This is a genomic window from Corynebacterium tuscaniense (assembly GCF_008693065.1).
Lineage (GTDB): Bacteria > Actinomycetota > Actinomycetes > Mycobacteriales > Mycobacteriaceae > Corynebacterium > Corynebacterium tuscaniense.
Window position 1 is genome coordinate 1 of record NZ_VXKH01000057.1, and the last position, 9602, is coordinate 9602.

12 protein-coding genes are annotated in these 9602 nt (G+C 59.7%); 7 read left to right on the top strand and 5 right to left on the bottom strand.

The window, feature by feature from the left end; all coding sequences use genetic code 11:
* On the top strand, positions 1-405 hold a 405-nt coding region (locus F4V54_RS08895), incomplete at its 5' end, for an amino acid ABC transporter ATP-binding protein (RefSeq protein ID WP_150386903.1).
* 12 nt (positions 406-417) lie between these two features.
* Here F4V54_RS08895 and glyA read toward each other — a convergent pair.
* Entirely contained in the window at positions 418-1707 is a 1290-nt protein-coding gene (gene glyA / locus F4V54_RS08900; protein WP_034664721.1) for a serine hydroxymethyltransferase, read from the bottom strand.
* 167 nt (positions 1708-1874) lie between these two features.
* Here glyA and coaA point away from each other — a divergent pair, with 167 nt between their 5' ends.
* On the top strand, positions 1875-2801 hold the full coding sequence (gene coaA, locus F4V54_RS08905; RefSeq protein WP_150386904.1) for a type I pantothenate kinase: 927 nt from the start codon (positions 1875-1877) through the stop codon (positions 2799-2801).
* A gap of 24 nt (positions 2802-2825) precedes the next feature.
* Here coaA and F4V54_RS08910 read toward each other — a convergent pair whose 3' ends face one another.
* Genes F4V54_RS08910 through mca form a run of 3 tightly spaced genes read right to left on the bottom strand, consistent with a single transcriptional unit; the run spans position 2826 to position 4800 of the window.
* Positions 2826-3596, bottom strand: coding sequence for an isoprenyl transferase (locus F4V54_RS08910; RefSeq protein WP_034664761.1), 771 nt, complete (start codon positions 3594-3596; stop codon positions 2826-2828).
* A 33-nt stretch (positions 3597-3629) separates the two neighbouring features.
* Positions 3630-3920: a hypothetical protein gene (locus F4V54_RS08915; RefSeq protein WP_034664723.1), complete on the bottom strand. Its 291-nt coding sequence runs from the start codon at positions 3918-3920 to the stop codon at positions 3630-3632.
* A 13-nt stretch (positions 3921-3933) separates the two neighbouring features.
* Positions 3934-4800, bottom strand: a complete 867-nt coding sequence (mca, locus tag F4V54_RS08920; protein WP_211359475.1) for a mycothiol conjugate amidase Mca — start codon at positions 4798-4800, stop codon at positions 3934-3936.
* 74 nt (positions 4801-4874) lie between these two features.
* Here mca and F4V54_RS08925 point away from each other — a divergent pair, with 74 nt between their 5' ends.
* The 3 genes from F4V54_RS08925 to F4V54_RS08935 all read left to right on the top strand — a co-directional run bounded on the left by F4V54_RS08925 (position 4875) and on the right by F4V54_RS08935 (position 6564).
* Positions 4875-5360: a DUF4307 domain-containing protein gene (locus F4V54_RS08925; protein WP_034664729.1), complete on the top strand. Its 486-nt coding sequence runs from the start codon at positions 4875-4877 to the stop codon at positions 5358-5360.
* 96 nt (positions 5361-5456) lie between these two features.
* On the top strand, positions 5457-5978 hold the full coding sequence (gene greA, locus F4V54_RS08930; protein ID WP_034664732.1) for a transcription elongation factor GreA: 522 nt from the start codon (positions 5457-5459) through the stop codon (positions 5976-5978).
* Positions 5979-6042: 64 nt separating this feature from the next.
* The gene (locus F4V54_RS08935; protein WP_034664734.1) at positions 6043-6564 is read left to right on the top strand and encodes a hypothetical protein; all 522 of its coding nucleotides are present in this window, start codon (positions 6043-6045) and stop codon (positions 6562-6564) included.
* Positions 6565-7030: 466 nt separating this feature from the next.
* Here the strand turns inward: F4V54_RS08935 and F4V54_RS08940 are convergent, their stop codons facing one another.
* Entirely contained in the window at positions 7031-7873 is an 843-nt protein-coding gene (locus tag F4V54_RS08940) for a Bax inhibitor-1/YccA family protein (protein ID WP_249041274.1), read from the bottom strand.
* Between the two features lie 153 nt (positions 7874-8026).
* Between F4V54_RS08940 and F4V54_RS08945 the strand changes: the two genes are divergently transcribed.
* Together F4V54_RS08945 and F4V54_RS08950 are read left to right on the top strand one after the other, a co-directional pair.
* Positions 8027-9040, top strand: coding sequence for a suppressor of fused domain protein (locus tag F4V54_RS08945; protein WP_150386906.1), 1014 nt, complete (start codon positions 8027-8029; stop codon positions 9038-9040).
* 13 nt (positions 9041-9053) lie between these two features.
* A partial coding sequence (locus F4V54_RS08950) for an amidase family protein (RefSeq protein ID WP_249041275.1) occupies positions 9054-9602 on the top strand: 549 nt, incomplete at its 3' end.

Below are 9602 nucleotides of genomic sequence, written 5' to 3' on the forward strand. Positions count from 1 at the left end.
GTGGATCTCGCCGAGGCGCGCTCTCGGGCGCTTGGATTGCTCGAACGCGTGGGCCTCGCCGAGAAAGCCGATGCCCGCCCGCGCGAGCTGTCCGGCGGCCAGAAGCAGCGCGTGGCCATCGTGCGCGCACTAATGATGCAGCCGAAGGCATTGCTTCTGGACGAAATCACCGCTTCCCTCGACCCCGAGATCGTCCGCGAAGTCCTCGACGTGGTCGTCGGCCTCGCACGGGATGGCATGACCATGATCGTGGTCACCCACGAGATGGCCTTCGCCCGCGCGGTTGCAGACCGCGTCGCTTTCATGGACGCTGGCCGCATCGTAGAAATCGCGCCACCCGAGGAATTCTTCGCTGCGCCGACATCAGAACGTGCGCAACGCTTCCTCGACCAGCTGGTGTTCTAGGGGCAGCTTCCCCTAGAGCAGCTTCCACTCCTCGAGGCCCGGGTACAGCGGGTACTGCTCGGCCAGCTTGGTCACGCGGGCGCGGAGGGAGTCCACGTCAGCATTCTTGCCCTGTGCAAGGGCGGTGCCAATGATGTCAGCGGTTTCCGTGAACGCAGCCTGGTCGAAGCCACGGGTGGCCAGTGCAGAAGTGCCGATGCGCAGGCCGGAGGTGACCATCGGCGGGCGCGGGTCATTCGGCACGGCGTTGCGGTTAACGGTGATGCCCACCTCGTGGAGAAGGTCTTCGGCCTGCTGTCCGTCGAGCTCAGAGTTACGCAGGTCCGCGAGCACGAGGTGCACATCAGTACCGCCGGTGAGCACGTCAACCCCGACTTCCTTGCAGTCCGCGGCGGTCAGGCGTTCAGCGAGGATGCGAGCACCTTCGAGGGTGCGCTCCTGACGGTCCTTGAACTCAGGGGTGCCGGCGATCTTCAGCGCGGTGGCCTTGGCAGCCACCACGTGCATAAGCGGACCACCCTGCTGGCCAGGGAACACAGCGGAGTTCAGCGCCTTGCCGTAATTCTCCTTAGCCAGGATCATGCCGGAGCGCGGGCCGCCAAGCGTCTTGTGAATCGTGGTGGACACCACGTCAGAGTGCGGCACCGGCGACGGGTGCAAGCCAGCAGCAACAAGGCCAGCGAAGTGAGCCATGTCGGTCCACAGGTAGGCCCCAACTTCGTCGGCAATAGCGCGGAACGCAGCAAAATCGACGGTGCGCGGGTATGCAGACCAACCCGCGATGATCACCTGCGGGCGGTGCTCCAAGGCAAGCTCGCGGACCTTGTCCATGTCAATGAGCATGGTGTCCGGGTCGACCTCGTATGCCACGACGTTGTACAGGCGGCCAGAGAAGTTGATTTTCATGCCGTGGGTCAGGTGGCCACCGTGTGCCAGGGAAAGGCCCATGATGGTGTCACCCGGCTTGATCAACGCGTGAAGCACAGCCGCGTTTGCCTGTGCGCCGGAGTGTGGTTGGACGTTGGCGTACTCAGCACCGAAGAGTGCCTTGGCGCGGTCGCGCGCAATGTCCTCAATGACATCAACGTTTTCACAACCACCGTAGTAGCGGCGACCCGGGTAACCCTCGGCGTACTTGTTGGTCAGGACAGAGCCCTGTGCCTGCAGCACGGCGCGGGGAACAAAGTTCTCCGATGCGATCATTTCAAGGGTGTTGCGCTGGCGGGCCACCTCCCCGAGGATCTGCTCGTACACGTCGGGGTCGAGCTGGGAGAGCTCTTGGTAGCGGAGGTCGTCCGTCATGGGCTGCACCTGTTCCTTTCGCATTGCACGGTTTTGTGTCCACCATTGTGCCCCAACGCACCCTGGGACGTTCAATTTATTGCCAGATATTGCCCGAAAGGCACCCCGTTGACCGCGCGGTGGACCCGATCGGGTGGCCCGCGCATGACAGTGCGACAATGGTGCTCATGCCGCGACCAGCTGATCCCAGCCCCTACTTGGACTTCCCGCGTGACGCGTGGCGCGAGCGCCGCGCCAAGATGCCGCAGGTGCTCAGTGAGGCAGATTTGGAGGAGTTGCGCGGTATCGGCGAGATGATCGACTTGAAAGAGGTCGCCGATATTTATCTGCCGTTGTCACGTCTCATTCATCTGCAGATTCGTGCGCGCCAGAAGTTGACAGCGGTGACGGAGACATTTTTGGGCGAGAATCCGGGGCATGTGCCGTTTGTCATCGGGATTGCTGGGTCAGTCGCTGTGGGCAAATCCACGACGGCGCGTGTGCTACAGGTGCTCCTGCAGCGCTGGGATTCGCATCCGCGCGTGGATTTGGTCACCACCGACGGTTTCTTGTTGTCATCGGATGAGCTCAAGAGCCGCAATCTGATGAACCGGAAGGGATTTCCGGAGTCGTACCATCGCCGTGATCTGTTGCGCTTTGTTACGGAGGTCAAGGCCGGACGCAGAAATGTGAAAGCGCCAGTGTATTCCCACGACGCGTATGACGTGATCGAGGGTGAGTATCAGATCGTCGACCAGCCGGACATTCTCATCCTGGAGGGCCTCAACGTTTTGCAGACGGGCCCCACGCTCATGGTCAGTGATCTTTTCGATTTCTCCGTCTACGTGGATGCGCGCACTGAGGACATTGAGCGATGGTACATCGACCGCTTCATTAAGCTCAAGAACACAGCGTTCCGCGAGCCGGGTGCGCACTTTGCGCGTTTCGCGGAGCTGACGGATGAGCAGGCCGCGGCGGAGGCGCGCGCCATCTGGCAGACCATTAACCTGCCCAACCTCGTGGAGAACATTTTGCCCACCCGGGTGCGCGCGTCCTTAGTGCTTAGAAAGTCAGCTGATCATTCAGTGCAGCGCGTGCGCATGCGCAAGATGTAGTTTGCTTATCGACGCCCCGCGGGGCTACTTCCCAAACCGCCGAGACCTCTGCGAATAGTCCCGAAGCGCGCGTAAGAAGTCGATCTTGCGGAATGCCGGCCAGTAGGTGTCCGTGAACCAAATCTCCGAGTAGGCAGACTGCCAGAGCAGGAACCCCGAAAGGCGCTGTTCCCCTGACGTGCGAATGACCAGGTCCGGGTCGGGCTGGCCGGAGGTGTAGAGGTGTTCGGAGAGGGATTCGACCGAGACATCACGAATAAGCTCGTCGAGCGAGACGCCTTCTTCTGCTTTGGCCCGGATGAAATTTTGCACGGCATCGACAATTTCTTGGCGGCCACCATAACCAACGGCGATGTTGACCACGATGCCGTCTTTATTTTCGGTAGCTGCTGCCGCAGCACGCATCCGCGCGGACACTTTATCAGGCAACAATTCCAGGTGGCCGACGAGGCGAATGCGGGCTTCAAAATCATCACTAGATAGTTCATCCACAACACCCGAAATGATGTCGTAGAGCAACTGCACTTCTTCTTCAGTGCGTGAGAGATTCTCCGTGGACAGAAGGTAGATGGTCACCACATCGACGTTCATCTCCGCGGACCAGCGGATCAGTTCCCCGATTTTCTTGGCCCCCACCCTGTGCCCATGAGCAACGTCCGTGAACCCAGCTTCGCGTGCCCAACGCCGGTTACCGTCTGCCATGACGGCAATATGCTTCGGGCGAGTAACGCCAGCCAACTCATGCTTCAAACGCCGTTCGTACAACGGGTAGAGGAGTCGGTCAAACATAGCCACGGCCACTACTGTACTCCGGCGCAGAACAGAGATTTAGAAGAAGCGCTGCTTCCTGCGGTCGAGCACGCCTTGTTCGGCCATGGCGCGGTCAATCGCCTCACGGTCGAACACATCGAGGCCATTCGCCTCAGCAAATGCGCGGCGACGGTTAAAACGGGTGTAGCGCCGGTAAAACGCCCAGCCGATGGACAGCACCACCACTGCCAAGGCAACGACGATGAAAGCGCCGATGGGCTCAGCCTTGCCAAACTCGGGGCCGATCGGGGCGTCCTTGTTCATCTGCTGCGCGTAGTAAAACAGGTTGGTTGCAGTATCCAAGGTCATATAAACCACTCTCTCACTTTTCCACGCCGGTGAACAGATCAGTCTCCGGCAGACTCGTACGCACGCGAGTTTGAGCTAATTCAAATTCTTCTGTCGGCCACAGCTCTGCCTGCACCTCTGGAGGGGAGACCAAGAACGGACCATCCGGGTCAATCTGCGTGGCATGCGCACGCAGGGCGGCGGAACGGTGCGGGAAGTAATCACCGCATTCAACCTGCGTGGTCACCCGCTGCATGATGTCCGAATTATTCTCCTCAAACCGTTTGAGCATCGGTTCATATGGGCTCTCCTTACCTTGCCCAAAGAGGTGATCATGGAGAAGGCGCATGCGCTGCGGAACAAACCCGTGGGTGTAGTACAGCTTCTGCGGCGTCCACGGCTCACCCACCTCTGGCGCATACTCCGGGTTCTCTGCCTCCTCCCACGCGATCATGGACACGTTGTGCACCATGATGTGGTCGGGGTGCGGGTAGCCACCGTTTTCGTCGTAAGTAATGATCACGTGGGGCTTGAACTCACGGATCACCGCCACCACGCGCTTGGCCACCTCCTGGGGGTCCTCCAGCGCGAAGCACCCCTCGGGCAGCGGCGGCAATGGGTCCCCTTCTGGCAGACCGGAATCAACGTAACCCAGCCATTCATGCTCCACGCCCAACACACGCGCGGCTTCCGCCATCTCTTCCTGACGGACTTCCGTGATCCGCTCCATTACCCCCGGGCGATCCATGCCCGGGTTGAGGATGTCACCACGTTCTCCCCCAGTACACGTAAGTACTTTGACGCGGTTGCCTTCGTGCGCGTACCGCGCCATCGCCGCTGCGCCTTTCGACGCCTCATCATCCGGATGCGCATGGATGGCCAGTAAGCGATAGCCCGTCACGTGGTACTCCACCTCTTGTCGGAAATGGTTAGGGGATAATGTTGACTGGCAGACAATAGTAGTAAAGGAGCACGATGAGCACCGCATCGAACCCGACCCCCAGCGCCACCTCGCGCCCGGCCGCACGTTACGGCGAGAAGCCACAGCCCCAAACCAGTGGAGTGGCGGGCAAGGTTGTGGCCATCATCGGCGTCATCCTCGTTGCCCTCATCGTGGTCATGCTCGGCCGCTACGTGATACAGCGCCAAGAGCAGCCCATTTCCGCCACGCTGGTGTCCCACGAGCGGGTCGACGACACAACCTCCCGCGTCTGGTTCGACGTTGAACGCAAGGAAGACACCATGGCGGAACCGTCCTACTGCATCATCACCTCACTGAATTACGACATGGCCGAAATCGGTCGCCGCGAAATTGTCATCCCTGCTGGCGGCGACCGCATCCAGCGCATGCACGTAGACATCCCCGTCAATGACCTTCCCGTCAACGGTGGTGTCTACGGTTGTGCATCCACCATGCCGCCGTACCTCGACCCGACTGCGGAGCATCCGGAGGCACGGTGAGGTGAGGCGGGGATCGCAGAAAAGCATGAGCTCTAGCTGTGCTAATATGCCCTAACGACTAAGCTGAGATATTTAACGGAAACGAGGGTTCAATCCATGGCTGAAACCCAGCAGCAATACATCACCCCGGAAATGAAGGCCAAGCTGGAGGCCGAGCTGCAACAGCTCATTGACAACCGCCCCGTCATCGCCGCAGAGATCAACGAGCGCCGCGAAGAGGGCGACCTCAAGGAGAACGCCGGCTACGACGCGGCCCGCGAGCAGCAGGACCAGGAAGAAGCCCGCATCAAGCAGATTTCCGAGCTGCTGGCTAACTCCACCACTGAGCGCACCGGTGTTGTGGAAGGTGTGGCCCTTGTCGGTTCCGTGCTGCACGTTTACTACAACGGCGATGAAGACGATAAGGAAACCTTCCTCATCGGTACCCGCGCAGCCTCCATCGACAATGAGCACTTGGAAACCTACTCCGAACAGTCCCCGCTTGGTGCTGCCGTTCTAGGTGCCCGTGAAGGTGAAACCCGCACCTACACGGCCCCAAATGGTCGCGAGATTTCGGTGACCATTGTGTCTGCTAACCCGTATGATTCTATTAAGGCTAAGACCCCGCGCGCTAAATAAGCGCACGGCGACACAGAAATAACGTGAATATCCCCCACTACTTTTTCATCTAAGGATTTTTGACGTGACTATCAGCACTTCCCGCAAGGTTGCCATCACTGCTTTCGCCGCTGCCACCGCCCTCGGCTTGGCAGCCTGCTCCCCGCCGAATGAGCAGGACTCCGACCACAAGGTGGACACCGCCACCAGCCAGAACCCGGACTCCCTGCCTGGCAAGGCAGACGGGGCAACCACCACCTCCACTACGTATGATCCGTTTGAGGCAGCGCTGAAGTCCCCGGACCTTATCGCCAAAACTGCTCAGGACGGCACTCCGTTCTACAGTGACTGTAATGCGAATACTCAGTACCAGCCGAATCGCATCGTGCTCAACTGCAAGGACCAGAACGACTTCGCAGAGAATATCGTGTGGGAAGACTGGTCCGAGGAGATCGCCCACGGCACCGCCACGCGCACCCGTGAGGGCAAGGATCCGGTGGCTAACGCACAGATCACCCTGTCCGCACCGAAGGCTGTTGACGGCACAATGGTGTTCGGCAATGTCACCATCGACGGTGTGAACGTGAACCCGCAGACGGACTACTAAAAATATCTAGAGCTACTCAGCACCGTTTGTTTCACCCCTGAGACCGCATAGTCCCAGGGGTTTTCCCATGCCCGCGCACAAAAGAGCTAAGTAAGGGTGAAGCAACAAAAGTATGTTCGCACGGCGTGTCACCGGAGGAGCTAAAGCGGGGCTAGAACCCGGCTGATACCTGTTTTAATCCGGCTGGGATGTGGCCAAAACCCAAACCCCCAAACCCAAATGAACGTTTTCAAATAAACCAGGTGGCGTATTTACCCATTGGTAATGTCGCCGTCCGTGACGTGGTTTATTGGAATTCGTTCATTGCAGTTGATTCATTGCAGTTGATTCATTGCAGTTCATTTATCACGGTTGGCCTGGGTTAAGCAGAAATGTCTTCTGCTACTCAACGCACAAAACCGGCCCGCTACGGTACGTGAGTACGCACAGCGGGCCGGGCAGTCTTTGCAGGCCCGGAGGCCTGACGCTAGTCCCTGAAGTAGGACAGCAGGCGCAGGATTTCGGTGTAGAGCCACACCAGGGTGACAGCCAGGCCGAGTGCAACACCCCACGCCATCTTGGCCGGAGCGCCGGAGCGAACCAGCTTGTCAGCCACATCAAAGTCGGTAAGGAAGCTCATGGCAGCCAGACCGATGCAGACGAGGGAGAAAACGATGGCCAGTGGACCACCATCACGCAGCGGGGACATGCCGGTAAACACAAAGAGCAGTAGGTTGCCCAGCGCGAGCACTAGAACACCGATGATGCAGCCTGTCATGATGCGGGTGAACTTCGGGGTGACACGGATGGTGCCGGTCTTATACACGAAGAGCATGCCGGCAAATACACCGACGGTGCCCATCACTGCCTGGAGGATGAGGGAACCGGCATCAGCGCTGCCGACCATCCATCCGGACACGAGCATGGAGAAGCCACCAACAAACAGGCCCTCAAACGCGGCATAGAGCAGTGTGACAACCGCCGAGCCGTACTTGCGACCAAAAGCTTGCACCAGCACGGTGATCAGACCACCGATGGCACCCACGAAGGTAAGGGCGATGGCAATTCCCGCATTCACGGTGCCGATACCGAAGTTAATGAGCGCGAAGACCACGATGACAGACAGCGTGATACCGGTCTTGGTCACAATGTCATCGACGGTGATGGGACGCTCAGCGCCCTGTGCAGGAAATGCTGCAGGGGCACCGTAAGGCTGCTGGCCGTAGGGGTCCTGGCCGTAAGGGGTGTGCTGGCCGCCCATCGGCTGGTGGTGGGTGGCCTGTTGCTGGAAGGCGGGCAGATGAGTCAAAACGGGATTAGAAGATTTCACGCTCCGACGATCCTTTCTATTGGTAACTCCGTGCGGTTACTCACAAGGTTGCAGTAAGCACCGATCATATAGTCCAACGACTCACCCCGACGTTTCGTTCCCACTTAGGCAAACTTTTTCTGAAACAGCGCTGACCGGCTTAAACTGTGGGATATGAATCTTCGTCGCGGTTTGTTCGGTGGCAGCCGGCGCCGCACCGGTGGGGAGCATTTGCGTGAACACCTGGCGGCTATCTATGGCGCACCGGTTGCTGTGCACGGTGAGATTGATTTCACGGAGAAAGTCGCGGTGCTCGTGTACCACCGTCCGGAGCCTGTCCCCTATTACCTGTTTGTCACCCACGGGATGTCGCGGACGAATTCGTCATTGCCGGTGGCGGGGACGCAGACGGAGCTCACTTTGCGCGTGTCGGCTGATCCGGAGCCTGGTACGCCGCCGCGGTGGCCAGCTGATCAGCTACGTGCGCTGGCAACGCGCGCGCCAATTGAGCCAGGCCATTACATTGACCTCCACAAACCGGTGTGCGAGGGAACCCGACTGAACGGTTTTCTGTTCGCTGCCGATCCAGAATTGCCTATGTGCGACGCGCCGACGGGTCGCGTGAGGTTCACTACCGCCGTGGGCGTCACGGCCGATGAGCTCGATGCCGCACTCACGTGGGATCCATCAGCCTTCATCGCCGCATTCATACAGGTTGATCCGCTCGGCCTCACCGCACCGCTAAGACAGAGCATGCTTAGCGACGCCCGCTTCCACACCCAGCTGACCACCCGGCGGGCAGTGGAGGGGTCGCGAATAAGCGTGGTGTCGTCGAGCTATTTTGATGTTGACCCTTCGGGCCGCATTGATATGACGATCCACGCTGCCGCGCACCTGTTGCGAGCCGCGCGGTGGCGTTTTCCCTACGGCCGTGATTTCGCCGTGGTGAGTGATGAAGCGTGGGCGCGGTTTATCCCCGACCCCACCGCGACAGATACGACGGTGGATTTTCACCCGGCGGTTCCTGAAAATCGGCGACACCGAATTGTTGCGGAGCCCCCGCACCTGAGCGTCACCCTGACTGAAAAGGCATCCCACGAGCTGTTAGCGGTACTCGACACCGTACCGGGTACATACCGCATGACCACAGCACCACTGGTTTTTCACGTTATTGATCCCACGCGTTAACTATTATGCGGGAATGAGTACTCATGACACTCTCGCTTTTGCCGGGGTCGTGGATATCGCCACCAAAACGCGGTCCGGGGAGCTCACTGCACGCGAGGTCACGGATTTCTTTCTGGACCGCATTGCACGTTTCAACCCAACGCTCAACGCCTTCATCACCGTGCTTGACGGTGAAGCACGCGCGGCTGCCGACGCCCTCGATGCGAAGGCCTCCAGCGGTGTGGAGCTCGGCCCATTGCACGCGGTGCCCATTGCCATCAAAGCTGAAAACGATGTCGCGGGTATTCCCACCACCTTTGGTGGCGCAGCATTCACTACCCCGGCGCGGGCGGATTGCGCTGTAGTGGCCCGATTGCGTGAGGCCGGCGCTGTCATCGTGGGGACCACCGCGATGCCGGAATTTGGGATTTGGCCCTACACGGAATCGGTGGCCAATGGGGCGACGCGCAATCCCTGGAACACTGCGTACTCCCCCGCTGGGTCCTCGGGTGGCTCGGCGGCTGCAGTGTCCGCTGGCCTCGTCCCCGCCGCGATCGGTGGGGACGGCGGTGGTTCCATCCGC